The organism is Stenotrophomonas sp. 05L413 (assembly GCF_056397945.1).
The window spans coordinates 326424-349816 of sequence record NZ_JBFTOL010000005.1; the positions used below are offsets into that span (position 1 = coordinate 326424).

General features: G+C 67.0%; 23 protein-coding genes and 1 tRNA gene. 17 read left to right on the top strand and 7 right to left on the bottom strand.

Annotated elements, in window-relative coordinates:
• Positions 1-7: 7 nt before the first annotated feature.
• Positions 8-964 carry a cation diffusion facilitator family transporter gene (locus tag AC1DIQ_RS13405; RefSeq protein WP_102788854.1) on the bottom strand — a complete coding sequence of 319 codons (957 nt, stop codon included), beginning with the start codon at positions 962-964 and terminating at the stop codon, positions 8-10.
• A 154-nt stretch (positions 965-1118) separates the two neighbouring features.
• On the opposite strand from AC1DIQ_RS13405, the gene dusA reads away from it, so the two are divergent.
• From dusA to AC1DIQ_RS13425, 4 genes are all read left to right on the top strand, one after another.
• On the top strand, positions 1119-2153 hold the full coding sequence (dusA, locus tag AC1DIQ_RS13410; protein ID WP_478050217.1) for a tRNA dihydrouridine(20/20a) synthase DusA: 1035 nt from the start codon (positions 1119-1121) through the stop codon (positions 2151-2153).
• A gap of 212 nt (positions 2154-2365) precedes the next feature.
• Complete coding sequence (locus tag AC1DIQ_RS13415; RefSeq protein WP_121044243.1) at positions 2366-2737, top strand: hypothetical protein; 372 nt, start codon at positions 2366-2368, stop codon at positions 2735-2737.
• A 77-nt stretch (positions 2738-2814) separates the two neighbouring features.
• Positions 2815-3498 (top strand): response regulator transcription factor, encoded by a 684-nt coding sequence (locus AC1DIQ_RS13420; RefSeq protein WP_019185514.1) that lies wholly within the window; start codon positions 2815-2817, stop codon positions 3496-3498.
• Positions 3499-3518: 20 nt separating this feature from the next.
• Positions 3519-4943: an ATP-binding protein gene (locus AC1DIQ_RS13425; RefSeq protein WP_121044240.1), complete on the top strand. Its 1425-nt coding sequence runs from the start codon at positions 3519-3521 to the stop codon at positions 4941-4943.
• Positions 4944-4947: 4 nt separating this feature from the next.
• Here AC1DIQ_RS13425 and AC1DIQ_RS13430 read toward each other — a convergent pair whose 3' ends face one another.
• Both AC1DIQ_RS13430 and AC1DIQ_RS13435 read right to left on the bottom strand, forming a co-directional pair.
• Positions 4948-5733, bottom strand: coding sequence for a M90 family metallopeptidase (locus tag AC1DIQ_RS13430; protein WP_478050218.1), 786 nt, complete (start codon positions 5731-5733; stop codon positions 4948-4950).
• The gene (locus AC1DIQ_RS13435) at positions 5700-5975 is read right to left on the bottom strand and encodes a hypothetical protein (protein ID WP_121044234.1); all 276 of its coding nucleotides are present in this window, start codon (positions 5973-5975) and stop codon (positions 5700-5702) included. The genes AC1DIQ_RS13430 and AC1DIQ_RS13435 overlap by 34 nt, the downstream gene beginning before the upstream one ends.
• 129 nt (positions 5976-6104) lie before the next feature.
• Between AC1DIQ_RS13435 and birA the strand changes: the two genes are divergently transcribed.
• The 7 genes from birA (at position 6105) to AC1DIQ_RS13470 (ending at position 10535) form a co-directional block, all read left to right on the top strand.
• Complete coding sequence (gene birA, locus AC1DIQ_RS13440; RefSeq protein WP_282263008.1) at positions 6105-7070, top strand: bifunctional biotin--[acetyl-CoA-carboxylase] ligase/biotin operon repressor BirA; 966 nt, start codon at positions 6105-6107, stop codon at positions 7068-7070.
• Positions 7067-7804 (top strand): type III pantothenate kinase, encoded by a 738-nt coding sequence (locus AC1DIQ_RS13445; RefSeq protein ID WP_121044231.1) that lies wholly within the window; start codon positions 7067-7069, stop codon positions 7802-7804. The genes birA and AC1DIQ_RS13445 overlap by 4 nt, the downstream gene beginning before the upstream one ends.
• A gap of 9 nt (positions 7805-7813) precedes the next feature.
• Complete coding sequence (locus tag AC1DIQ_RS13450; protein WP_478050219.1) at positions 7814-8653, top strand: SPOR domain-containing protein; 840 nt, start codon at positions 7814-7816, stop codon at positions 8651-8653.
• Positions 8654-8694: 41 nt separating this feature from the next.
• Positions 8695-8770: transfer RNA gene (locus AC1DIQ_RS13455), tRNA-Thr, on the top strand.
• Positions 8771-8863: 93 nt separating this feature from the next.
• Entirely contained in the window at positions 8864-9784 is a 921-nt protein-coding gene (rocF, locus tag AC1DIQ_RS13460; RefSeq protein ID WP_478050220.1) for an arginase, read from the top strand.
• 191 nt (positions 9785-9975) lie between these two features.
• Positions 9976-10113, top strand: a complete 138-nt coding sequence (locus AC1DIQ_RS13465) for an entericidin A/B family lipoprotein (protein ID WP_019185522.1) — start codon at positions 9976-9978, stop codon at positions 10111-10113.
• Between the two features lie 200 nt (positions 10114-10313).
• On the top strand, positions 10314-10535 hold the full coding sequence (locus AC1DIQ_RS13470) for a CsbD family protein (RefSeq protein ID WP_019185523.1): 222 nt from the start codon (positions 10314-10316) through the stop codon (positions 10533-10535).
• Between the two features lie 88 nt (positions 10536-10623).
• Here AC1DIQ_RS13470 and AC1DIQ_RS13475 read toward each other — a convergent pair whose 3' ends face one another.
• The gene (locus AC1DIQ_RS13475) at positions 10624-11427 is read right to left on the bottom strand and encodes a hypothetical protein (protein WP_478050221.1); all 804 of its coding nucleotides are present in this window, start codon (positions 11425-11427) and stop codon (positions 10624-10626) included.
• A gap of 108 nt (positions 11428-11535) precedes the next feature.
• Here AC1DIQ_RS13475 and AC1DIQ_RS13480 point away from each other — a divergent pair, with 108 nt between their 5' ends.
• From AC1DIQ_RS13480 to AC1DIQ_RS13495, 4 genes are all read left to right on the top strand, one after another.
• The gene (locus AC1DIQ_RS13480) at positions 11536-12825 is read left to right on the top strand and encodes a tryptophan--tRNA ligase (RefSeq protein WP_282263020.1); all 1290 of its coding nucleotides are present in this window, start codon (positions 11536-11538) and stop codon (positions 12823-12825) included.
• Positions 12826-12906: 81 nt separating this feature from the next.
• The gene (locus AC1DIQ_RS13485) at positions 12907-13236 is read left to right on the top strand and encodes a hypothetical protein (protein ID WP_121044217.1); all 330 of its coding nucleotides are present in this window, start codon (positions 12907-12909) and stop codon (positions 13234-13236) included.
• A 40-nt stretch (positions 13237-13276) separates the two neighbouring features.
• A complete protein-coding gene (locus tag AC1DIQ_RS13490; RefSeq protein WP_121044214.1) occupies positions 13277-14209 on the top strand; it encodes an MBL fold metallo-hydrolase in 933 nt (310 codons plus the stop codon).
• Between the two features lie 71 nt (positions 14210-14280).
• On the top strand, positions 14281-15933 hold the full coding sequence (locus AC1DIQ_RS13495) for a M28 family metallopeptidase (protein WP_461770938.1): 1653 nt from the start codon (positions 14281-14283) through the stop codon (positions 15931-15933).
• Between the two features lie 18 nt (positions 15934-15951).
• Here the strand turns inward: AC1DIQ_RS13495 and AC1DIQ_RS13500 are convergent, their stop codons facing one another.
• Both AC1DIQ_RS13500 and AC1DIQ_RS13505 read right to left on the bottom strand, forming a co-directional pair.
• The gene (locus AC1DIQ_RS13500; RefSeq protein WP_478050222.1) at positions 15952-16335 is read right to left on the bottom strand and encodes a hypothetical protein; all 384 of its coding nucleotides are present in this window, start codon (positions 16333-16335) and stop codon (positions 15952-15954) included.
• A gap of 40 nt (positions 16336-16375) precedes the next feature.
• Positions 16376-17710, bottom strand: coding sequence for an MFS transporter (locus AC1DIQ_RS13505; RefSeq protein ID WP_461770751.1), 1335 nt, complete (start codon positions 17708-17710; stop codon positions 16376-16378).
• Between the two features lie 178 nt (positions 17711-17888).
• On the opposite strand from AC1DIQ_RS13505, the gene yedA reads away from it, so the two are divergent.
• Positions 17889-18791 carry a drug/metabolite exporter YedA gene (gene yedA / locus AC1DIQ_RS13510; protein WP_478050223.1) on the top strand — a complete coding sequence of 301 codons (903 nt, stop codon included), beginning with the start codon at positions 17889-17891 and terminating at the stop codon, positions 18789-18791.
• Complete coding sequence (gene rarD, locus AC1DIQ_RS13515) at positions 18788-19708, top strand: EamA family transporter RarD (protein WP_121044202.1); 921 nt, start codon at positions 18788-18790, stop codon at positions 19706-19708. Before yedA ends, rarD begins: the two co-directional genes overlap by 4 nt.
• An 805-nt stretch (positions 19709-20513) precedes the next feature.
• Here the strand turns inward: rarD and AC1DIQ_RS13520 are convergent.
• Positions 20514-23336, bottom strand: coding sequence for a TonB-dependent receptor plug domain-containing protein (locus AC1DIQ_RS13520; RefSeq protein ID WP_478050224.1), 2823 nt, complete (start codon positions 23334-23336; stop codon positions 20514-20516).
• Between the last annotated feature and the right edge of the window lie 57 nt (positions 23337-23393).

Below are 23393 nucleotides of genomic sequence, written 5' to 3' on the forward strand. Positions count from 1 at the left end.
GCGTCGCTCAGATCGCCCACTCCCGATCCGTCGTGAACATGATCGTCAGCCACCGGTCCGGCGACTCCTCGCCCAGCGCCTCACCGATCTCATCGCGCAGCCGGTCCCACTCGATCAGCGCCCGCGGCGGATCATCGGCGCGCACCACGAAGAACAGCTCGATCTGCTCACCGCGCCCGACCTTGGCCACGTAGCTGCGGTATTCCAGGAAACCGTGCCTGGCCACGATATCGCGCGCCACCTCGTCCACGTGGGTCTGCAGATCCAGCGGCGTGATCAGCAGGATGTCCGACAGCGCCTGGCGCACCGTGCCCATCGGCGCGACGACCACGAACAGGCAGACCACCAGCAGGATCGCCGGATCGATGTACGGCACCAGCCACGCCCACTGCGTGCCACCCAACACATAGCCGCCGACGAAGGCGACCAGATACGCCGCCGACATGCTCGCCGCGACCACCCAGTTCTTCGCATCGAGCGCGATGAAGTCCGAGCCGATCGACCGGTTCGCCCGGCGTACGAACAGCGCCAGCCCGGTTTCGGCCACGATCGAGATCACCGCGAACAGGATCGCCGGCCCCAGCGCGATCTCGCGCCCGCCGGACATCAGCGCATCCACTGCATTGACCGCCGCATACAGCGCCGCGCCGATCATCAACGTGCCGCTGACCCCGAGCACGATCGGCTCCAGGTGCCAGAAGCCCATGGTGAAGCGCTGGTTCAAGCGCGACTGCAGGGTATCCACATGGGTCGACAGGCTGATCAGGCGCACCACCAGCAGCGACAGCCAGGTCATCACCACGTCGATCAGCCCATAGATGCCGTCGAAGATGATCAGCGAGGAGTTGGCCAGCAGGCCGAACGCCACGGCCGCGGCAGCCATCGCCAAGGAGGCGGCGATCGACAGGCGCAGGACGCCTTGTTCGGTGGTGGGGTCGAAGCTGGGAAGGCGAAGTGCGGGCATGGATGCCAGGGAAGGGCGTGCAGAGATGCATTGTCTACTGCCCTCATTGCAGCCGGGTACTCCGCGAGCCCTCCGACGGCCGCAATAGCCCTCGGGCAGCATTCATCGGAAGCAGGTAAACTATTGATTGCGCTGGCAATGCCAGTGAATCCAGATGCACCTGCAGCCGATGACCATCCAGCCCGCCACTGACGCCGCCGCGCGTTATACCGCCTCCCTGCGCCTGTCCGTCGCCCCGATGATGGACTGGACGGACCGCCATTGCCGGTACTTCCACCGGTTGCTGGCCCCGGGCGCGCGGCTGTACACCGAGATGGTGCACGCCAACGCGGTGATCCACGGCGACCGTGAGCGCCTGCTCGGCTTCGACGGCAGCGAGCATCCCCTGGCGCTTCAGCTCGGTGGCAGCGATCCGGCCCTGCTGGCCCATGCCGCGCGCATCGCGCAGGAGTGGGGCTACGACGAGGTCAACCTCAACTGTGGCTGCCCGTCCGACCGGGTGCAGGCTGGGCGCTTCGGCGCCTGCCTGATGCGCGAGCCGGCCCTGGTGGCCGAGTGCGTGGGCGCGATGGTCGCTGCGGTGGACATCCCGGTCACGGTGAAGTGCCGCTTGGGCGTGGATGACGACAACGACTACGAAAACTTCGTCAACTTCGTCGATCAATCGACCAACGCCGGTAGCGCGATGTTCGTGGTGCATGCCCGCAACGCGTGGCTGAAGGGCCTTTCGCCGAAGGAAAACCGCGAAGTGCCGCCGCTGCGCTACGACTGGGCACACCGTCTCAAGGCAGACCGCCCGCAGCTGCAGATCGTCCTCAACGGTGGCCTGGCCACGGTCGAGGCTGCGCAGGCCCAGTTGCCGGCGCTGGATGGGGTGATGCTGGGCCGTGCGGCCTACCACGACCCCTACGTGCTGCATCAGCTGGAGGCCGCCCAGACCGGTGCCCCGCTGCAGTCGCGCGAGGCGCTGCTGCGCGCCATGCGGCCCTATATCGAAGCCCAACTGGCCCGTGGGCTGGCGCTCAAGCACATCACCCGCCACCTGCTGGGCCTGTTCCATGGCCAGCCGGGCGGCCGTGCCTTCCGCCAGATCCTGAGCGAAGGCTCGCACCGCGTCGGTGCCGACTGGAGCCTGATCGAGCAGGCGTTGGCGGTCACCCGCGCCCAGGCCGAGCGCGTCGCGGCGTGAGCCGCGTCACCTTGTCAGCTTGACAAGGACCCCGGTTTAGCCGCCAATGTTCACTTAGATGAACAAAGCGGGGAGGCAGGCGGAAAAGTTCAGACCGGATTCACTGGCTAAAACCAAGAATTCGCTAAAGATTCGTAAAGCGCCGGCCCAGGCTGGCGGTTGCCGATTCACAACTTTTGAACGTTTAGCCGCGCTCCGCTAGGATCAGACCGATGTTCTCCGTGACCCGCCACCGCCGCATTGCCGCCTTCGCCCTTCTGGCGACGGGCGCCGCTGCCTCCACCGGCAGTGCGTGGGCACAGATGCCGCCGCCGGAAGCGGCCCGTGCCGAGATGATGCGCACGGCCGAACGCGGTGGCCCTCAGGAGCGCTCGCTGTCCGATGCGGTGCGCCGTGTGCAGCGGACTACCGGTGGACACATCCTCGGCGCCGAGCGCGTGCCCTTCGATGGGCGCGATATCAACCGGGTGAAGTACATGGATGACCGCGGTCGCGTCCGCTATATGGACGATCCCGCGACATCCCGTTCACAGCCCCGCACGCCGCGCTCGGATATGTCATCACTACGCGGCGATAACCCCTGAACAGGGATAGTTGTCCGCAGTCATCTGCATTACCCACTGGCCCCATGGGGCCATACCCAGGACACTAGGGAGAGTTCATGCGTATCCTTCTGGTCGAAGACGAAGCCCCGCTGCGGGAAACACTGGCAGCCCGGCTCAAGCGCGAAGGCTTTGCCGTCGATGCTGCGCAGGACGGTGAGGAAGGTCTGTACATGGGCCGCGAAGTTCCGTTCGACGTCGGCATCATCGATCTGGGCCTGCCCAAGATGTCGGGCATGGAACTGATCAAGGCGCTGCGCGACGAGGGCAAGAAGTTCCCGGTGCTCATCCTGACCGCGCGTTCGAGCTGGCAGGACAAGGTCGAGGGCCTCAAGCAGGGCGCCGACGATTACCTCGTCAAGCCGTTCCACGTGGAAGAGCTGCTGGCCCGCGTCAATGCGCTGCTGCGCCGTGCCGCCGGCTGGAGCAAGCCGACGCTGGAGTGCGGCCCGGTCGCGCTGGATCTTGCCGCGCAGACGGTCAGCGTCAACGGCAGCAACGTGGATCTCACCAGCTACGAGTACAAAGTGCTCGAGTACCTGATGATGCATGCCGGTGAACTGGTCTCCAAGGCCGACCTCACCGAGCACATCTATCAGCAGGACTTCGACCGAGACTCGAACGTGCTGGAGGTCTTCATCGGCCGCCTGCGCAAGAAGCTCGATGCCGACGGCGAACTCAAGCCGATCGAAACCGTGCGCGGCCGCGGTTACCGCTTCGCCATTCCGCGCAACGAAGGCTGAGCTGCGGCTGGCGATAGATGATGTCCGGCCGTCTGTGGTTCTTTAAACGCTGGCGGCCGCGCTCACTGCAGGCGCGCCAGCTGTTGGCCGCCTCGGTGGGCCTGGTGGCCTTCTTGGCCCTGGCCGGCTACGCGCTGGACGCGGCCTTCGCCGATACCGCGAAGGCCAACCTGCGCGAGCGGCTGAAGAACTACGCCACGGCCTACGCGGCCGGCATCGACTTCACCCGCGACCGCTCGCTGTACATCCGCGAGCAGCCACCGGATCCGCGCTTTGACGTCCCGGGCAGCGGCCTTTATCTGCAGGTCGTGATGCCGGACGGCAAGGGCAACTCCATGTCTGCCGAAGGCCCGATGCTGCCCACCGTGGGCGGCGGCATGCTCGCCCCGCGCCAGGAAGTCTTCGAAGGCCCGTTGCCGATGATCCAGATCGACGGCAGCGAGGGCTCGGCCTACCGCTATGGCATGGGCCTGGTCTGGGACGCCGACGCCGACCCGGCCACCGAATTCCCGTACACCATCTACGTGCTCGAAGACTCGCGCGCGCTCGGCGCACAGCTGCGCGTGTTCCGCGGGCGCGTGTGGTTCTACCTTGGCGGCATCGGCCTGATCCTGCTGCTGCTGCAGACGGTCATTCTGCAGTGGAGCCTGCGCCCGATGCGGCGCGTGATCAACGAACTGACCAAGGTGCAGCGCGGTGAAACCGAGCGCATGAGCGAACGCCATCCGCGCGAGCTGGAGCCACTGACCGACAGCATCAACGCCTTCATCGAGAGCGAGCGCGAAAACCTCGAACGCCAGCGCAACACCCTGGCCGATCTCGCGCACAGCCTGAAGACGCCGCTGGCGGTGCTGCGCACGCAGCTCGACAGCGGCGCGCGCGATGAGGATCTGCGCGAAGAATTCGACGTGCAGCTGCGGCGCATGAACAACCTGGTGTCCTACCAGCTGGCGCGCGCGGCTTCGTCCGGTCACAAGCTGTTCTCCGCCCCGTTGCCGATCGAGTCCAACGCCGAGGAAATCGTGCGGGGCCTGGAGAAGGTCTACGCCTCCAAGGGTGTGCTGTGCGAATTCGACATCGACCCGGCCGCGCGTTTCCACGGCGAGCCTGGCGATCTGCAGGAACTGCTCGGCAACCTGCTGGAGAACGCCTTCAAGTGGGCCAAGCGCCGTGTGCTGCTGACCGCGCATCCGTTGCCGGCCCCCGGTGCGCGACGCGCGGGGCTGGTGCTGTCGGTGGATGACGATGGCCCGGGCATCGCACCGGAAGACGTCGCCAAGGTGCTGCAGCGTGGTGTGCGTGGCGATGAGCGCGTGCAGGGCCACGGCATCGGCCTGTCGATCGTGCAGGACCTGATCAAGGATTACCGCGGCGAACTGCAGGTGAAGCGTTCGCCGGAATTGGGTGGCGCACGCTTTGAAGTGAAGTTGCCGCCGGGGCCGTAATGCGTCACCGCATCAGCGGTGACGGACCATAGAACCGCTGCAGATGCCCGGCGACCGCCGGCATCTCGCGCGCCAGCAGCGCCGGTGCGGAGAAGTGGTACTCGCTGACCACCGCGAAGAATTCTTCCGGCGCCTCGGACGCATACGGATCGATCAGCGTCTCGCGGCCCTGGTCCACCTCGGCGCAGAACGCATCATAGGCCTGCTGGAAATCCGCCGCCCACTGTTTCTGCCACGCCCGCGGCAACGGCGGCGTGCCGTCGATCGCCCCGTCCAGCGCATCGATCTTGTGCGCCATCTCATGCACCGCCACGCAGAACCCGGCTTCGGGGTCGGCGATGTCGGCCTGGATGTCGGCCCACGACAGAATCAGTGGACCGCTGTCCCACGATTCGCCGATCAACGCATCGTCCCATTCGTGCAGCACGCCGGCCGCATCCACCTGGCTGCGGTGCACGCGGAACGCGTTGGGATAGACGATCAGCTGCGACCAGCCACGCAGGCCGATCTCGCCCAGTTCCAGCAGCGGCAGGCAGCAGAGCGCGGCCAGCAACACGCCATCGGCGTTCTCCAGCTGCAGTTCGGCGGCGGGGCTGATGGTTTTCTCGTGCAGGAAGCGGGCAGCGAGGGCGCGCAGGCGTTCGCGGCGGGCAGCATCCAGATGCTGCAGCCAGGCGGCGCGGCGGCAGGTGGTGTCCCAAAGGGTAGGGTCGATCTCGCGTGGCGTGCGGCGCAGCCAGCCCAACAGTCGTTCGATCAGCGGAACATACCCGGCAGGAAGCTGTGCCACTTCGGTGCGCGCAGGCGCGGCAGCACGTCGTCATCGCCGCCGCCACCCGTGCTGGTACCGCTGCTGGCGCTGGGTTTGACCGTGGCCGGTGCCGCGGCGGCCGAGGCCGAGGCCGGCGCGCTGCGCTCGTTCTCGCCTGCCGAATAGACACACGCGCCGCGACCCGCCGTGGTGAGCGCATCGGAAGCATGCGCGGCCAGCGGGGCCATCAGGAGGAGCAGGCAATGGGCGAACGGGCGCATCGTCAACATCCAGCGGCGGGTCAAGTTCTCGATTCTAGCCCGATTCGGCCGGGGGATTGGAAGGCCCCCGGGCGGGCGCTGGCGGCGGCTTTCCCGCATACTTTTCCCGTTTACCCGATGGAAGCTGCCGTGGACGACCGCCAACTGCTGGCCAAACTGGGCGCCGGGCGCCTGTCCGGCGACGCGCTGGCGCGCGAACTGGGCCAGACCCGCGCCGCGATTTGGAAGCGGATTCAAGGACTTAGAGCCGCCGGGGTCGATATCGACGGCCGCGCCGGTGACGGTTACCAGTTGCAGCAGCCGCTGGATCTGCTGGACGCCGAGGCCATCCAGGCCGCGCTGCCGGCCGCCACCGGCGACCTGCTGACCTCCCTGCAGGTGGCGTGGTCGGTCGCGTCAACGAACAGTGAATTGCTGCGCTGCAGCGCGCCGGAGCGCGGGGCGATGGCCCTGCTTGCCGAGCGCCAGACCCGCGGCCGTGGCCGCCGTGGGCGGGCCTGGGCCTCGCCGCTGGCGGCGCATATCTACCTCTCGGTGCTGCGCGGGTTTGCCGGTGGCCTGTCGCGGCTGGGCGGGCTGAGCCTGGTCGCCGGGGTCGCCGTGGCCGAAGCACTGCGTGAGGCCGGCTATGCGGGCGTCGCCCTGAAATGGCCCAATGACCTTGTCGTCGACGGGCATAAGCTCGGCGGCCTGCTGATCGAAGGCGGCGGTGAATTCGCCGGCCCCGCACGCGCGGTGATCGGCCTGGGCGTCAACGTGCGCATGCCCGCTGCGTTCGCGGCGGAGATCACCCAGCCCTGGACCGATCTGGACACGTTGTCCGGCGCACAGACGTCGCGCAATGCGGTGGTCGCGCGCATCCTGGCCAGCCTGCTGCCGGCGCTGGATGCCTTCGAGCAGGACGGCCTGGGACCGTTCCTCGCGCGCTATGCCGCGCTGGACAGCCTGGCCGGGCGCGAGGTGCAGGTGGAAGAAGGCGGCGTGCTGTTTGCCGGCACGGCGCTGGGTCTGGCCGACGATGGGGCGCTGCGTGTGCGCATCGACGGCAGTGAACGGGTTTTCCATGCGGGCGAAGTCAGCGTGAGGGCGCAATGAGCGACTGGTTGTTTGATCTGGGCAATTCGCGCTTCAAGTTCGCGCCGCTGCAGGGCGTGCGCGCGGGCGACGTGCAGGCGTGGCCGCATGGTGCTGAAGCGATGCCGGCCGCGGCACTGGATGCGCTGCCGTCAGGCGACACCGCCTACGTTGCCAGCGTCGCCGCACCCTCGTTGACCGCCGCCATGCTGGATGTATTGCAGGCGCGCTTCCGCCAGGTCCGCGTGGCGCGTACTGAAGGCGAGTACGCCGGTGTGCGGATCGCCTATGCCGACCCCGCCCGCTTCGGCGTGGACCGTTATCTGGCGCTGTTGGCGGTGGCTGCACGTGGCCAGGCGGTGCTGATCGCCGGCGTCGGCACCGCGCTCACCATCGATCTGCTCGACGCCGAGGGCCAGCACCACGGCGGGCGCATCTCGGCCTCGCCGACCACCATGCGCGAAGCGCTGCACGCGCGTGCCGTGCAGTTGCCGGCGGCGGGCGGTGAGTACAGTGAGTTCGCCAACGACACCGCCGATGCGCTGGCCTCCGGCTGCGACGGGGCCGCGGTGGCGCTGATCGAACGCAGCCGCGTGCAGGGCGGCGAACGGCTCGGCGCGTTGCCACATCTGCTGGTGCACGGCGGCGGTGCGCCCGCGTTGCTGCCGCTGCTCGGCGATGCCGAATTCCAGCCCTCGCTGGTGCTGGATGGGCTGGCACGCTGGGCCGTGCATCAACCGCCATCGGCAGGCTAGGATCAGCCGATGCTTACCCGTGCCCTGATCGTCGTCCTGGTCATTCTCAATCTCGGTGTCGCGCTGTGGTGGCTGTTGCGTGGCGAACCGGCCAGCGCACCGCCGGCCTCGCCGGCCGGTGTGGCGCAGCTGGAAGTGCTGCCGAGCACGCAGGCGCCGACGACGTCTGTGGCTCCCCCGGATGCCACGCCAGCCCTGCAGGACGTGACGCCCGCCTCCGCGCCAGTGGCCCAGCCGCCGGTGCCCGTCTCCGTGCCGGCGACCGCCGTGGCTGACACGCCCGCGCCAAGGCCCGCCGCCAGCGTGCCGGCGCCCGCTCCGGTGGCCGATGCACCCGCACCGGCCGTCGCACCCGCACCCGTACCCGTCACCGCGACGCCCGCACCCGCACAGTGCGTGAGCCTGGGGCCGTTCGCCGACCGCGCTGCCGCCCAGGCCGCCCAGTCGCGCGCCGCCGGTGCCCTGCGTGGGGCCAAGCTGCGTGAGGTGGCCGATGCCGGCGCCACCCGTTACCGCGTGCTGCTGCCACCCGCTGCCAGCCGGGAGGCGGCGCAGGCCACGGTCAAGCGGATCGTGGCCGCGGGCGTGAGCGACTACTACATCATTGCCCAGGGCGAGGACACCAACGCCATCGCCCTGGGCCAGTACCGCAATCGCGAAGGCGCGGATCGCCGCCTGGCGGCCCTGAGTGCGGCCGGTTTCAAGGCGACCATGGTCGCCAGCGGAGGCGATGGCAGCGCGCAGTGGTGGCTGGATGCGACCCTGGCCGACGGTACCGACGACGCCGTGGCCCGCCAGCGCAGCGGCGCGGCCCAGCAACGCTCGCTGGAATGCGCGCGCTTGCGCTAGAATCCCGGCTCCGCGACGGGTCATCCCGCTGCGATGCCCATGCCGGCATAGCTCAGTTGGTAGAGCAACCGCCTTGTAAGCGGTAGGTCCCCAGTTCGAATCCGGGTGCCGGCACCATTGATGCACGGTCGATGACGACTGCTGCAGCGCCGCGAGTCGTATCACGCCGCGCTGGCTATGCTGGGCCTCTTTGCAACGGAGGCAACAGCGATGGCGATGTATTCCCCGGTTTCCCTGATTGGCGTGCCCACCGATATCGGGGCGGGCCACCGTGGCGCGGGTCTGGGACCGGACGCCCTGCGCATCGCTGGGCTGGGGGACGCACTGGCCGCGCGCGGCGTGGACGTACGCGACCTGGGCAACCTGGCCGGCCCGCGCAACCCGTGGACGGCACCGGTGCACGGCTACCGCCATCTTGACGAAGTCGTGGCCTGGAACCGCGCGCTGATGGACGCGACCTACGGCGAACTCCAGGCCGGGCGCATGCCGATCATGCTCGGCGGCGACCACTGCCTGGGCATCGGCTCGATCACCGCGGTCGCGCGCTGGTGCCGCGAGCAGGGCAAGGACCTGCGCGTGCTCTGGCTGGATGCGCATTCGGATTTCAACACCAGCGAGGTCACCCCGTCGGGCAACGTGCACGGCATGCCGGTGGCCTGCCTGTGCGGGCTCGGCCCGGACGCGCTGACCCGACTCGGCGGTGACGCACCGGCGATCCGCCCGCAGCAGGTGCACCAGATCGGCATCCGCTCGGTGGACCAGGAAGAGAAGCGCCTGATCAAGCAGCACCAGGTGGATGTCTATGACATGCGCTACATCGACGAAGCCGGCATGAAGCGCACGATGGAGGCTGCGCTGGCCGGCATCGATGACAACACGCACCTGCACGTCAGCTTCGACGTGGATTTCCTGGACCCCAGCATTGCACCCGGTGTCGGCACCACGGTGCCTGGCGGGGTGAACTACCGCGAAGCGCAGCTGGTGATGGAGATGATCGCCGACACCGGGCGCATGGGCTCGCTGGACATCGTCGAGCTGAATCCGCTGCTGGACAACCGCAATGCCACCGCGGAACTGGCGGTGGATCTGGTCGAAAGCCTGTTCGGAAAATCGACGCTGATGCGCGATTGAGAACTTCTGGCTGAACAGCGTTTTCCTGCATTCACATCCGCTGCACGCCTCTCCCGCCAGATTGCACGTCACGCGGCGCCGTGTGTTTCGACCCACGGCGCGGCAGGTCAGGAAGAGGAGTTGCGCTGGCGTGCTCATCTGACAGGCGGGACCGGATTCCGGTATTGAATTTGATCAACCAGGAGAACCCTATGAAGCGTGTTATCGCACTGATGCTGTTGTCGATGTTCTCGGTCGCCATGCTGTCCGGCTGCAACACCGTTGCTGGTGCTGGCAAGGACGTGCAGAAGGCCGGTGAAACGGTCGAAGGCGCTGCCAAGGGCAACTGATCCACGGATCAGGCGTCAACGGAAAAGGCCGGGGATTCCCGGCCTTTTTCATGTCCAACAATGACTGTGCAACGTGCTCGGTGGTGAATCCATTCAAGCTCGTGAGTGTGCGCTTCATCGCCGCTTGACCGCACGCCAACGCGGGCGGGGGCATTCTGATCCCACGGCGAGATGGCCGTTGCAATCGAGGAAGCGAACCCATGAACAAAGACATCATTTCCGGCAAGTGGACGCAGCTCAAGGGCAAGGCGCAGGCCAAGTGGGGCGACCTGACCGACGACGATTTCAAGGTGGCCGAAGGCAACGCTGAGTACCTCGCAGGCCGCCTGCAGGAACGCTATGGCTGGGCACGCGACCGTGCTGAAACCGAAGTCCGCGACTTCGAAGCTGCCATGCGCAAGGATTATCCGGATTACCACTGAGGGTGATCCGTGACGACGGCGCCGCCGTCGGGGTTGAAACCGGAACGGGCCGCGAGAGCGGCCCGTTTTTGTTGGGGTGCGTTGGCGATCAGCGGCGGCGATACAGCGGCGGATCGGGCACGTATTGGCCGGGGAAGGCCTGTGGCTCGTCACGCACTGGCGCGTTCACCCGCGCAATGATGCCGCGTGCCACCAGATTGCGTTCGCTGTCGTAGCGCACCTGCACCTGTTGCGCCGGATAAGCGGTATCGCGCTCGAACGCGGTGTTGCGCACCCGCGACTGCTCGCGCTGTCCATGCCCGGTGCCCAGTTGCGGTGCCGGCGCGGTGGTGGAACCGGTCACGCGGGCGCTCTCAATGGTAGACGACCGCGCCTGGGGGCGCGCCTTGGCATCGGCCGGGCCCGCCACGGCGGGGGCGGCTTCCCAGGACACGCTTCCGGCTTCGTGGAAGACCGCCACGCCGATCACGCCGATGTTGGCCGGGCGCCCGGTGCGGCCGGCGTAGCTGCGGTCCGGATCGGTGAACACGAACTGCGCGACTTCGTCGGCGGATTTGCGCCAGCCGTGGATATCGGTGGTCTGCCACGGGTTGAGCACGTAACCGGTCTGGTGGGGCGCGGCCACCTCGCCGCTGATGGCATTCAGACCATCCACCGAGAGCACCACCAGCACGCGCTCGGCGCTGCCGTTGCGCAGGCGCACGCTGTAACGGTGCCCCTGCTGCCCCGCGATCCAGCGCTGGCCGTCCTGGCGGTACTGGGTCAGGGCCTGGCCGCTGTCGCGGTCTATCACCGTCAGGTGGACCGGACCGGTGTCATGACGCAGCGGGACGGCCGGTTTGAAGCCGCACAGGGCCAACACGGCAAGCATGGGCAGGATCAGGTCTTTCATGGGAAGGCTCCGCAGGGCAGGTGCAGGATCAAACGGACGGCGTCGGCCAACGGGGTCGAGCGCAGGCAGGTAAACTGGGGCGGTTCACTTGTCAGCACTGATTCCCCCATGACGACCCGCGTTCTTACCGGCATCACCCCCTCCGGCACGCCCCACCTGGGCAACTATGTCGGCGCCATCCGCCCGGCGATCACCGCCAGCCAGGCCTCGGATATCGAGAGCTTCTTCTTCCTGGCCGACCTGCACAGCCTGATCAAGGCGCAGGAGCCCGAGCGCACCCAGCGCTCCACGCTGGAGATCGCGGCAAGCTGGCTGGCGTGCGGGCTGGATCCGGACAAGGTGTGGTTCTACCGGCAGAGCGACATCCCGGAAACCACCGAGCTGATGTGGTTCCTGACCGTCATCGCCAGCAAGGGCATCCTCAACCGCGCGCACGCCTACAAGGCCGCCGTGGACAAGAACCGCGAGGAGCAGCTGGATGACGACGCCGGGGTCAGCGCGGGGTTGTTCATGTACCCGGTGCTGATGGCCGCCGACATCCTGATCTTCAAGGCCAACCGGGTGCCGGTCGGCCGCGACCAGATCCAGCACATCGAGATGGCGCGCGATTTCGCGCAGCGCTTCAACCATGTCTACGGCCAGGCGTTCTTCCCGCTGCCGGAGGTGGTGATCGATGAGCAGGTCGCCACGCTGGCGGGCCTGGACGGCCGCAAGATGAGCAAGAGCTACCACAACACCATTCCGCTGTTCGCCCCGCGCGCGGAGCTGAAGAAGCTGGTGTCCTCGATCCTCACCGATTCGCGCGCACCCGGCGAGCCCAAGAGCACCGAAGGCTCGGCGCTGTTCCAGATGTACCAGGCGTTCGCCACCCCGGAGCAGACCGCGGCGTTCGCGCAGGCCTTCGCCGAGGGCATCAGCTGGGGCGATGCCAAACAGCAGCTGTTCGAGCGCATCGACAGCGAGATCGCCCCGCTGCGCGAGCGCTATGACGCGCTGATGGCCGAGCCGGAAAAAATCGAGGCGCTGCTGCGTCGTCGTGGCCAGCAGCTGCGCGAGCAGTTCGCCGTGCCGTTGCTCAAGGAGCTGCGTCATGCGGTCGGCCTGCGCGATCTCTCCACCGCCGGTGACGTGCCCAGTGAAGAAAGCGGAGCCGCACGCGCTGCACCGCCGCTGTTCAAGCAGTACCGCGAACAGGATGGCCGTTTTTACTTCAAGCTGCAGGCCAGTGATGGCACGCTGCTGATCCAGAGCGAGGGCTTCGATTCGCCGCGTGACGCCGGCCAGCTGATCGGCGTGCTCAAGCAGACCGAACATGGCGACGGCCTGCAGAGTGAGCTGTTCAAGCTCGAGGCCGAAGTGGACGTGGTGCTGGCCGCCTTGCAGGCGCTGCGCGAGTAACGCCAGCGGCGGGCCGGCAACCGGGCTATGGCATGATGCCCCTGCACGCCGCAGGGGCGTGTTCCTGCACGGGAGACTGCGATGGCCTGGTTGTCGTTGTTGTTGTTCCTGCCCTGGTTCGTGTTGTTGGGCACGCTGTACTGGCTGTTTCCGCGCCAGCCGCGTGGCACCGCGCGCCGCCTGTTCGATGGTGCCGCGCTGGTGCTGGCCTTCGTGCTGAGCATCCTGGCGATGCTGTGGGGCCATCACATCGGCGTGGTCCAGAACGATGCCGGACCGATCTGGCGACAGGTGCTGGCGGTGCTCTATGCCTACGGTGCGTTCCTGGCGGTGATGGTGGCCGCGGTGCTGCTGCGTGGGCCACTGCTGAGCGCGACTGCGACCAAAGCCGCATCGAAGCCGCTGCACTGATGGACGTAAGATGGAGGCGTTTCGTGCCAGGGATGTGTTGATGCACTCCGAGCCCAGCATTCATACGATCGACACCGCGTTCCAGCGCGATGATTTCGACGCCGCCTACCTGATCGTCGAGAATGGCCGGGCGGCCTTCATCGATTGCGGTACCGGCCTGGCCGTGCCGGCGATGCTCGCCGCGTTGGCGCGCGCCGGCTGCACGCCCGAGCAGGTCGAGTGGCTGATCCTCACCCACGTGCACCTGGATCATGCCGGCGGCGCAGGCCTGCTGATGCAGCAGCTGCCCAACGCCACACTGGTGGTGCATCCGCGCGGTGCGCCGCACATGATCGACCCGGCCCGCCTGATCGCCGGTGCCACCGAGGTCTATGGCGAAGCGGAGATCGCGCGCAGCTATGGGCCGATCCTGGCGGTGGCTGCCGACCGGGTGGTGATTGCCGAGGATGGCCACACCGTGGATCTGGCCGGCCGCCCGCTGCTGTGCGTGGATACGCCCGGGCACGCGCGTCATCACCTGTGCGTGTGGGATGTGCGCAGCCGCAGCTGGTTCACCGGCGATACCTTCGGGCTGTCCTACCGCGAGCTGGACAGCGTGCAGGGAGCCTTCATCGTGCCGACATCATCGCCGGTGCAGTTCGATCCCGAGCCGCTGAAGCAGTCGATCGCGAAGATGCTGGCCTACGACCCACAGGCCATGTACCTGACCCACTACGGGCGCGTGGCGCCGCCCCGGAAACTGGCGGCGGATCTTGTCGAGCAGATCGATGCGATGGTCGAGATCGGTCGCCAATGCGATGGTCGGCCGGATCGGCATCGCTGCCTGGTCGCGGCGCTGACCGCGCTGTACCTGGAACGCGCGCAGGCGCATGGCTGCCCGCTCGATGATGAGGCGGTGACCCGGGTGCTGGCGATGGACATCGAACTCAACGCGCAGGGCCTGGCCTGCTGGCTGGATCGCGATCGGCGCTAGTGCACGGTCACGGAGGTGTCACGTTACACTCCGGTGTCCTGTTTTCCGTCCTGGTGTCTGCCGTGAATCCGATGCGCATGCTGCTGCTGTCGTCCTGCCTGTTCGTGGGCGGCCTGGCCCACGCCGCCAATGACCTGCCTGGTGGCGGTATCGATCCACAGGCCCTGTCGCGGCATGTCCGCATCCTGGCCTCGGACGCGTTCGAAGGCCGCGCGCCGGCCACGCCGGGGGAAGAGCGCACGGTCCAGTACCTGATCGAGGAATTCAAGACGTACGGCCTGCAGCCCGGCGGCGTCGATGGCAGCTGGGTGCAGCCGGTGCCGATGGTGCGTGCGCAGGTCGATGGCCCGGTGCGCGCGCAGCTGCGCCAGAAGGGCAAGCAGCGCGCCCTGGCCAATGGCGAGGACGTGACCCTGCAGAGCCTGCGTCCGCAGGATGCGGTGGCGATCAAGAACGCCCCGCTGGTGTTCGTGGGCTACGGCATCGATGCACCCGAACGCCACTGGAACGATTACAAGGACGTCGATCTGCACGGCAAGATCGCCGTGGTGCTGATCAATGACGCCGATTTCGAGGCCGACCAGCCGGGCGCGTTCGATGGCAAGGCCGTGACCTACTACGGCCGCTGGACGTACAAATTCGAAGAAGCCGCCCGCCGCGGTGCGCAGGGCGTGCTGATCGTGCACGAGACCGCGCCGGCCGCGTATGGCTGGGCCACGGTGAAGAGCTCGGGCACCTCGCCGCTGTTCGATATCGAACGCACCCGCGAGCAGGCGCTGGCCCAGCACGTGCCGGTGCGCGGCTGGATGCAGCGCAGCCTGGCCGAGCAGTTGTTCCGCGACGCGGGCCTGGATTTCGAGGCCGAGAAGCGCCGCGCGATGACCCCGGCCTTCAAGCCGGTTGCGCTGGGCGATGCGCAGCTCTCGGTGGACTTCAAGCTCAAGCGCGAGCAGGTGATCACCCGCAACGTGGTGGCCAAGCTGCCGGGCGGCGCACATGCCGATGAAGCGGTGATCTTCTCCGCGCATTGGGATGCCTTCGGTATCGGCCAGCCCGATGCCAAGGGTGACCGCATCCGTCGCGGTGCGATCGACAACGCCACCGGCGTGGCCACCGTGCTGGAGCTGGGCCGTGTCTTCGCCGCCGGCCCGCAGCCGCAGCGCACGCTGTACTTCGTGGCGCTGACCGCCGAAGAGAAAGGCCTGCTTGGCGCCAGCTACTACGCCGCGCACCCGCTGGCCCCGCTGGACAAGACCGCCGCCGTGTTGAACATCGAGATGTTCAGCCCGGATGGCCCGACCCGCGACATCGCCTCATGGGGCAAGGGCCGGGTCTCGCTGGAAGGGGACCTGGAGCGTGTGGCCAAGGCCCGTGGCCGGACCTATTCGCCGGATCCGAACCTGGAAGCGGGCTTCTTCTACCGCGCCGACCACTTCGCCTTCGCCCGCCTCGGCGTGCCGGCGATCACCATCGGCCCGGGGCTGGACATGCGTGAGGGCGGGATCGAGAAGGGCCGTGAACTGCGTGATGCCTACTTCGCTGCCTGCTATCACCAGGCCTGCGATGCATGGACCCCGAGCTGGGATCCGAGCGGCCACGCCGCCGATACCCTGCTGGTCTACGACCTGGGCGCAGAGCTGGCCAACAGCCGTCGCTGGCCGCAGTGGGAAGAAGGGTCCGAGTTCCGCGCCGAGCGCGAGAAGAGTGAATCGGCGCGCCGTTGAGGCGACCGTCGGCGGCGCTCAGCGCCGCCGCAACAGGCGCCAGGCGCCCCAGCCGCTGGCCGCGAGCGCGGCCAGGTAACAGGCGATCATCCAGCCGAACTGCGTCGGCTGGGTGTCGGCACTGGCGGCATGCCGGCCGAAACGCAGCTGCAGCGCGCTGTGACCGCTGCCGAGGTCGGCCGCCAGCTGCAGTGCCAGGGCGCCCATCACCGCCAGCAGCGCCAGGCCGAAACCGATCCGCGGCCAGCGGGCCTGCGCCGATGGCCGCCCCAGCACCCACGCCACGGTCGTGCCGGCGGCGAGCAGGGCAGCCCCCCATAACAATGCAGCGCCCGCAGGGGCGCTGATTGCATGAGCCGCGGTGCTGGCCTGGGCGAACCCCGGGACCAGCATCGCGAGCATCCCCCCACCCCGCGCGATCGCGGGGTGGGGGGTGCGGCGGTTACTTGCGCGTGCCATCAAGCCAGTTCGGGCCCTTGTTGGTCAGGAAGAACATATAGACCACCAGCGATACGGCGATGATCGCCGTGACGTACACCGCGAACATGCCGACCTGGCCGGTTTTCAGCGCGCCCTGGTACAGCAGCGGCGCGGTACCACCGAACAGCGAGTTGGCCATCGCATACCCAAAGCCCACGCCCAGTGCGCGCACATGGGTCGGGAACAGTTCGGCTTTGACCACTGCGTTGATGGAGGTGTAACCGGTCAGGATCACGAAGCCGATGCCCAGCACCAGGAAAGCCATGAACGGATCGTGCTGGTTGGGCAGTTCAGTGATCAGGTACCAGCTGTACAGCACACCGCCGATGCCGAAGAACACCAGCAGGCTCTTGCGCCCGACCATGTCCGACAGCCAGCCGCCGATCGGCTGCAGCACCATCAGGAAGGTCAGCACGCCCAGGTTGATCATCGTCCCGGTCATGACGTCATCGCCCGCGAATGCGCTCTGGATCATCTTCGGCCCATTGACCGAATAGGTATAGAACGCGACGGTGCCGCCGGCGGTGATCAGGAAGCACAGCAGCAGCGGACGCCACTGGTTGACGAACAGCTCACGCATCGAGCCGGAGGCCTTGGCGCGGCCATCGCGTGCGGCCTCGATGGAATCGGATTGCAGCGATTCGTCCATGCTGCGGCGCAGCCAGAACACCACGATCGCCGCGACACCGCCGATGCCGAACGCCACGCGCCAGCCCCAGGCGGAGATCTCCGGCTTGTCCCAGAAGGTCAGCATGCCCAGCAGGGTCAGCTGCGCCAGCACGTGGCCACCGACCAGCGTGACGTAGTGGAACGAGGACAGGAAGCCGCGGCGGCCGGGAAGGGCGGCCTCGGACATGTACGTCGCACTGGTGCCGTATTCACCCCCGGTCGCGAAGCCCTGCAGCAGGCGCGCGAACAGCAGGATGACTGCCGCCCAGATCCCGATCTGCGAGGCGGTCGGGGTGATCGCGATCAGGAACGAACAGGCGGCCATCATCGTGACCGACACCGTCAGCGCCAGCCTGCGGCCGTAGCGGTCGGCGAAGCGGCCGAAGTACCACGCGCCGATCGGGCGCATCAGGAAGGTGGCGGCGAAGATCGCCCACACGTACATCGTGGAGTTCTTGTCGGCGGCCGAGAAGAACTGGGATTCGAAGTAGACCGCGAAGACCGAGTAGACGTAGACGTCATACCACTCGACCAGATTGCCGGCCGAGCCTTTGAGGGTATTGGAGATGGAACGCCGCAGGGCGGCCCGGTCAGAAGGTGCCGCGGTGGCGGGGACGGATGTACTCATACAGGGTAGGGGGTCCTGGCGGGGAAGCGTTGATTGCTCTTGTTACCTTACCGCACGTCAAAAACGGGTGCGTGTCAGGCATCACGATGCGGCCCGGTGAAATCAGCGTGCCAGCACAATGGGTGCCGCGCCATCGGCAACGGCCTAGAATTCGTGTTCCCCCGCACCGTGGTGGCCCATGGCCGTCCTACCCGAATCCCCGTCGGCCGCTCCCCGCAGCGGCCTGGTCGTCCTGGCGCTGCTGCTGGTGTACGTGGTCTGGGGGTCCACCTATCTCGGGATCCGGCTGGCGCTGGAGGGCGGCGCGCTGCCGCTGACGATGGTTTCCGGGGGCCGGTTCATCATCGCCGGTTCGCTGATGTACGTCGTGCTGCGGTGGCGTGGCTCGCCTGCCCCGACCAAGCGCCAGTGGCGCAACCTGGCGATCATGGGCCTGACCATGCTGGTGCTGGGCAATGGCATGGTGGTACTGGCCGAGCGCACGGTGTCCTCGGGCCTGGCCGCGACCGCGGTGGCCTCGGTGCCGCTGTGGATGGCCCTGTTCGGCGCGATGCGCGGGCAGAACGCCAGCCGTGGCGAGTGGCTGGGCATCGCGATCGGCTTCCTCGGCGTCGTCTGGCTCAACGCCGGCAGCAGCCTGACCGCTACGCCGCAGGGCCTGATCCTGCTGCTGATCGCCCCGATCGGCTGGGCCTTCGGCTCGATCTGGGCGCGCGGCCTGGATCTGCCCAGCCCGTTCATGACCGCCGCCGGGCAGATGCTCTGCGGTGGCGCGATGCTGATCGTGCTCGGCCTGCTCAGTGGCGAACGTCCGACTACCTTGCCCAGCATGAATGGGCTGCTGGCGGTGGCCTACCTGTGCATGTTCGGTTCGATCGTCGCCTTCACCGCCTACGTGTGGCTGCTGCACAACGTGCGCCCGGCGCTGGTGGCCAGCTACGCCTACGTCAATCCGGTGATCGCGGTGATCCTGGGCGTGATCATCGGCAACGAGCATTTTGGCGGCCGCGACTTCCTCGCGATGGCGGTGATCCTGGCCGGCGTGGTGGTGCTGACCCTGGCCCGGACGCGCGCGAAGTGAGCCTGCCCGCCCACCACAGCCTGCAGGAACAACGCCGCGGGCTCGCGATCACTGCCTTCACCTTCACCCTGTGGGGCCTGGTGCCGGTCTACTGGCACCTGCTCAAGGCCGTGCCGTCGCAGCAGATCATCGCGCACCGCATCATCTGGAGCACGGTGCTGGTGGTGGCCTGGCTGCTGCTGAGCAACGGATTGGGCTGGTGGAAGGCCATTGCCGCGCAGCCGCGCGCGCTGCCGACACTGGCACTGAGCAGCGTGGCGATCGCGTTCAACTGGGGCCTGTACATCTGGGCGATCAACGCCGGGCACGTGATCGAGACCAGCCTGGGGTACTTCATCAACCCGCTGGTCAGCGTGGTGCTCGGCGTGGTGGTGCTGAAAGAGCGCCTGCGCCGCCTGCAGTGGCTCGCCGTGGGCTGCGCGGCCCTCGGGGTGGCATGGCTGACCCTCGATGCGGGAACGCCGCCCTGGATCGCGCTGGGGCTGGCCTGTTCGTTCGGCCTGTACGGACTGCTGCGCAAGATGATTTCGGTGGACCCGGTGGCCGGGCTCGGCGTGGAGAGTCTGTATCTGTTCCTGCCGGCGATCGGGTTCGCGCTATGGAGCGAGAATGGGCACGGGGGCGCTTTCTTCAGCGGCTGGGGCTGGCGCAACGATGCGCTGTTGATCTTCGGTGGTGCGGTGACGGCGTTGCCGTTGATCGGGTTTGCGTATGGGGTGAAGCGGATTCCGTTGTCGCTGGTTGGGATTCTGCAGTACATCGCGCCGAGTATCGGGTTGTTGTTGGGCGTGTTCTTTTTCCGCGAGCCGTTCGATACGGCCAAGGCGGTGGGTTTCGCGGCGATCTGGACCGGGCTGCTGCTGTTCATCGGCGACGGTGTGTGGCGGTCGCGGGTGGGTGGTGCGTTGAGGCGCTGAAGGCTAAGAAGCTTGAGAGCTTGAGAGCTTGAGAGCTTGAGAGCGGGAGCCTTGGTTTGCCGGGCTGCTTGGCCAGGCGGGGTGTGGGTGGGTGCGCGGGACCCGCCGTGAACCCATCCATGGGGGCTCATATGCCGCCATCCATGGCGGCATATGGTCCCGCACACCCACCCACACCCCGCCTCCGACAGTGGGCTGGTGGCCAAGGTCAAAGCGACGGGCGGCTCGGCACTTCGGCGCCATTGCTGCTGCGCCAAGCGTATTGATCCGGTGGAAGCAACGACGGTCGAAGCGTGGACATGACAGAGCGCAGCCACGACAGAGCGTAGCCACGCACGTCGAGCGAACTGGCGCGGAGTCTGTGAGGCAGAGCAAAGCAACGCTGAGCCGATCAAGCTGGGCGGATCAACGCCGAGCAGATCAAAGCCGAGCAGATCAAAGCTGAGCAGATCAAGAGCCGACGCCGCGGTGCCGCTTTTCCGTTGCGCACCAGCCCATTGTCAAAGGGTGGGCACGGGTGGGTTGGCGGGACCATATGCCGCCATGGATGGCGGCATATGAGCTTACATGGACGTACTTGCAGCGGGTCCCGACAACCCACCCGTGCCCGCCCAAGCCAGAGCGAGTCCAGCACTGAAGGCTCTTGCTCTGAAGGCCGTCGCTCTAAGGGCCGTCACTCTAAGAGCCATTGCTCCAATAACGAAGATCAAAAAAAAGACGGCGCCCGAAGGCGCCGTCTTACTTCCACTCAGCGGCTTGGAGAGAGTAAGCCGCAGATCAGAAAAGGTTGATCAGGCGAACCCGATCAGAAACGCTGCTGATACTTCATGTACATGTAGCGGCCGATATCGAACCCACCGTAGTACGTGAAGCTGCTGTTCGGCTGGCTGTACATGATCGGGCCCTGATGGTCGAACACATTGTTCACGCCCATCGAGACCGTGCCATTCCACGGCAGCACATAACGCACCTGGATATCGTGGAACGTGTTCGAACCCACCTTGTTGACGCCCTGGCGGCCCGTGTACGCCGAACTGAAGCCCGGATTGCTGCACTCCGTCGTGTACGCACAGTTCTCCTTCATGCTGGAGTAGTAACGCGCCGTCCAGCCCAGACCGAAGTTGCCGAACTGATAGTCCAGGTTGAGGTTCGAACGCACGCGGAAGTTGCCTTCCCAGCCCGTGTACTGACGCACCGGCGTGGTGTCGACGTTGTCGTTCTTGCGCTCCAGGTAATCCACGTACGTGGTGTTCCAGGAGACCGCGAACTTGCCGATCGCCAGCTCCGGCAGACGGTAACGGACCGACAGGTCATAGCCGGCCGTTTCCTGATAGCCCGCGTTCAACAGCGTGCGGTCCAGACCGTTGACCTGGCCGATGGTGCGGCCCGACTTGGCACGGGTGAAGCGGTCGCATGCGGCATCCACACCCAGCACGTAGCACTGGTTGAGCATGTCCGTGGCCGACTCACCGACGATCACGTCATTGATGCGGATCTTCCACCAGTCCAGGCTCAGGTCCAGGCCCGAGACGAACTCCGGGCTGTAGACCACGCCCACGGTCCAGGTCTTGGCGGTTTCCGGCTTCAGTGCGGCGTTGGAGCCCGAGCTGAAGTCCGTGCCACCCTGCTGGCCCGGTACCGTCGCGGCGGTGCCGTCAGCGGCGAGCTGGCGGAAGTTGGCCGGGACACCGTTGGCCAGGCAGCGCGCCAGGACCTGCGGGTTGTTGGCGGCCGCGCCGAAGCTGGTGTCGCACGGATCGGTGTACGAATCGCGCGTGCTGGTGGTGCCGCCGTACAGATCTTCCACGGTCGGCGCACGGAAGCCGGTGCCGTAGGTGGCGCGCACCAGCAGGCTGTCGATCGGCTTCCACTTCAGGCCGAACTTGGTGTTCGTGGTCGAGCCGAAGTTGTTGTAGTCCGAATAGCGACCGGCCATGTCCAGCGACAGTTCACGCGCGAAGGCCATGTCGGCCAGCAGCGGGACCTGCAGTTCCAGGTAGACCTCGTTGAGCGAGTAGTCGCCCTGGGTCGGCTGGCCGGTGGTGCCGGCGATCAGGCCCTTCTGGACCATCAGGTCCGGCGAGTAGCTGGCTTCTTCACTGCGGTGCTCCACACCCAGTGCACCCAGGATGTCACCGGCCGGCAGGCTGAACAGCGAGCCGGAGATGTTCGCGCTGGCCACCTTGGTGGTGCTCTGCATCGTGTCGGTGAAGCGGGTGAACAGGAAGTCCTGCACGTCCTGGTTGCTCAGCGAGCCCGGGCCGTTATAGCCCATCGGGGCCAGCGGGTTCCACGGGGTGCAGCCGGCGATCACGTTGCCGACGCTGCCGCAATGGGCGACGTTGTTGGCATCCAGGAACGACGGGCCGACCGACTGGTTCACGTTCGGCTGGTACATGCTGCCCGTGCCGATGCGCTCGCCTTCGTTGCGGTTGTACATGTAGCTGACGTTCCAGTCCCAGTACCGCGAACCGGTCTCGAAGCTGCCTTCCAGGCCCAGGCTGGCGCGCTTGGTGGTCAGGTTGTTCTCGGTACCGCGCGGCAGCTCTTCGGTGCGGTGCGCAAAGGCAACGTCGCGGCCGAACGGGTTGAACGCGCTGTCCTTGGAGAGCAGCGCACGCGAACCGGTGCTCTGGTACGGGTAGCCGGCCAGCTGCTTGCTGGACTCGCGCTCGCTGTACAGCGCATCGGCGACCAGGCGCAGGTCATCGGTGATCGAGAAGCCACCGTTGGCGAACACCGACTTGCGCTGCAGCCCGGTGACCAGGCTCATGTTGGTCTTGGTGTTGGCGTCGTTGGCCTTGTCCGCCGGCTTGAAATTGCCCAGCTGGGTCGGATCGCCGCCCGGGCCCACGCTGAGGTTCTTGCCATCCACGGTCGCGTAGCCCCACGGCGTGACGCCGCTCAGGCCGTCGCCGGTGTGGCGCGGGCCGTTCGGGTACGCGGTGAACTCACGTGCGCCGCCCAGGACCGGATCTTCGTCGGTGTACTCGCCGCCCACCGTGACCCAGCCACGCTCGAAGGTCTTGCCGAAGGTCGCGCTGTAGGCGGTCTTCTGGCCGTCGCCTTCGCTGTACTGGCCGACGTAGGCGCTGACTTCGGCACCGTCGAAGTTCTTGCGGGTGATGATGTTGACCACGCCGGCGATGGCGTCCGAGCCGTACAGGGCCGAGGCACCGTCGGTCAGCACTTCCACGCGCTCCACGATCGAGGACGGGATCGAGGCCAGATCGGAGTAACCGCCGGCGCTGACGCCCATGCGGCGGCCGTCGATCAGCACCAGGCTGCGTTCCGGGCCCAGGTTGCGCAGGCTCACGTACATGCCGCCGAAGTCGCGACCCGATTCCAGCGAGGAAGCACGGCTCATGCTCGGCGAGCCGGCGGCGGTGACGTCCTGCAGGATGTCGGCGACGTTGACGTAGCCCTTCTTCTCGATCTCGGCGCGGTTCAGCGCGACGACCGGCTGGGCCGATTCGACACTGGCCTGGCGGATGCGCGAGCCGGTGATCTCGATGCGATCCAGGTTGGTGGTGCCGTCATCGGCACTCTGTGCGAAGGCGGGGGCAGTGCAGCTGGCGACAAGCGCGATGGCGATCGCGTTGCGCAGCGGATTGGTCTTCAAATACATCCGTGCGTTTCTCTTTCTCTGTAAAAACATTCGCCCGTTGGGGCGGCGTGGGGAACA

Bases quoted from the DNA above. Each gene is read 5' to 3' on its own strand.
- AC1DIQ_RS13405 (WP_102788854.1), bottom strand. From the start codon at position 964: ATGCCCGCACTTCGCCTTCCCAGCTTCGACCCCACCACCGAACAAGGC.
- dusA (WP_478050217.1), top strand. From the start codon at position 1,119: ATGCACCTGCAGCCGATGACCATCCAGCCCGCCACTGACGCCGCCGCG.
- AC1DIQ_RS13415 (WP_121044243.1), top strand. From the start codon at position 2,366: ATGTTCTCCGTGACCCGCCACCGCCGCATTGCCGCCTTCGCCCTTCTG.
- AC1DIQ_RS13420 (WP_019185514.1), top strand. From the start codon at position 2,815: ATGCGTATCCTTCTGGTCGAAGACGAAGCCCCGCTGCGGGAAACACTG.
- AC1DIQ_RS13425 (WP_121044240.1), top strand. From the start codon at position 3,519: ATGTCCGGCCGTCTGTGGTTCTTTAAACGCTGGCGGCCGCGCTCACTG.
- AC1DIQ_RS13435 (WP_121044234.1), bottom strand. From the start codon at position 5,975: ATGCGCCCGTTCGCCCATTGCCTGCTCCTCCTGATGGCCCCGCTGGCC.
- AC1DIQ_RS13445 (WP_121044231.1), top strand. From the start codon at position 7,067: ATGAGCGACTGGTTGTTTGATCTGGGCAATTCGCGCTTCAAGTTCGCG.
- AC1DIQ_RS13450 (WP_478050219.1), top strand. From the start codon at position 7,814: ATGCTTACCCGTGCCCTGATCGTCGTCCTGGTCATTCTCAATCTCGGT.
- rocF (WP_478050220.1), top strand. From the start codon at position 8,864: ATGGCGATGTATTCCCCGGTTTCCCTGATTGGCGTGCCCACCGATATC.
- AC1DIQ_RS13465 (WP_019185522.1), top strand. From the start codon at position 9,976: ATGAAGCGTGTTATCGCACTGATGCTGTTGTCGATGTTCTCGGTCGCC.
- AC1DIQ_RS13470 (WP_019185523.1), top strand. From the start codon at position 10,314: ATGAACAAAGACATCATTTCCGGCAAGTGGACGCAGCTCAAGGGCAAG.
- AC1DIQ_RS13475 (WP_478050221.1), bottom strand. From the start codon at position 11,427: ATGAAAGACCTGATCCTGCCCATGCTTGCCGTGTTGGCCCTGTGCGGC.
- AC1DIQ_RS13480 (WP_282263020.1), top strand. From the start codon at position 11,536: ATGACGACCCGCGTTCTTACCGGCATCACCCCCTCCGGCACGCCCCAC.
- AC1DIQ_RS13485 (WP_121044217.1), top strand. From the start codon at position 12,907: ATGGCCTGGTTGTCGTTGTTGTTGTTCCTGCCCTGGTTCGTGTTGTTG.
- AC1DIQ_RS13490 (WP_121044214.1), top strand. From the start codon at position 13,277: ATGCACTCCGAGCCCAGCATTCATACGATCGACACCGCGTTCCAGCGC.
- AC1DIQ_RS13495 (WP_461770938.1), top strand. From the start codon at position 14,281: ATGCGCATGCTGCTGCTGTCGTCCTGCCTGTTCGTGGGCGGCCTGGCC.
- AC1DIQ_RS13500 (WP_478050222.1), bottom strand. From the start codon at position 16,335: ATGCTCGCGATGCTGGTCCCGGGGTTCGCCCAGGCCAGCACCGCGGCT.
- AC1DIQ_RS13505 (WP_461770751.1), bottom strand. From the start codon at position 17,710: ATGAGTACATCCGTCCCCGCCACCGCGGCACCTTCTGACCGGGCCGCC.
- yedA (WP_478050223.1), top strand. From the start codon at position 17,889: ATGGCCGTCCTACCCGAATCCCCGTCGGCCGCTCCCCGCAGCGGCCTG.
- AC1DIQ_RS13520 (WP_478050224.1), bottom strand. From the start codon at position 23,336: ATGTATTTGAAGACCAATCCGCTGCGCAACGCGATCGCCATCGCGCTT.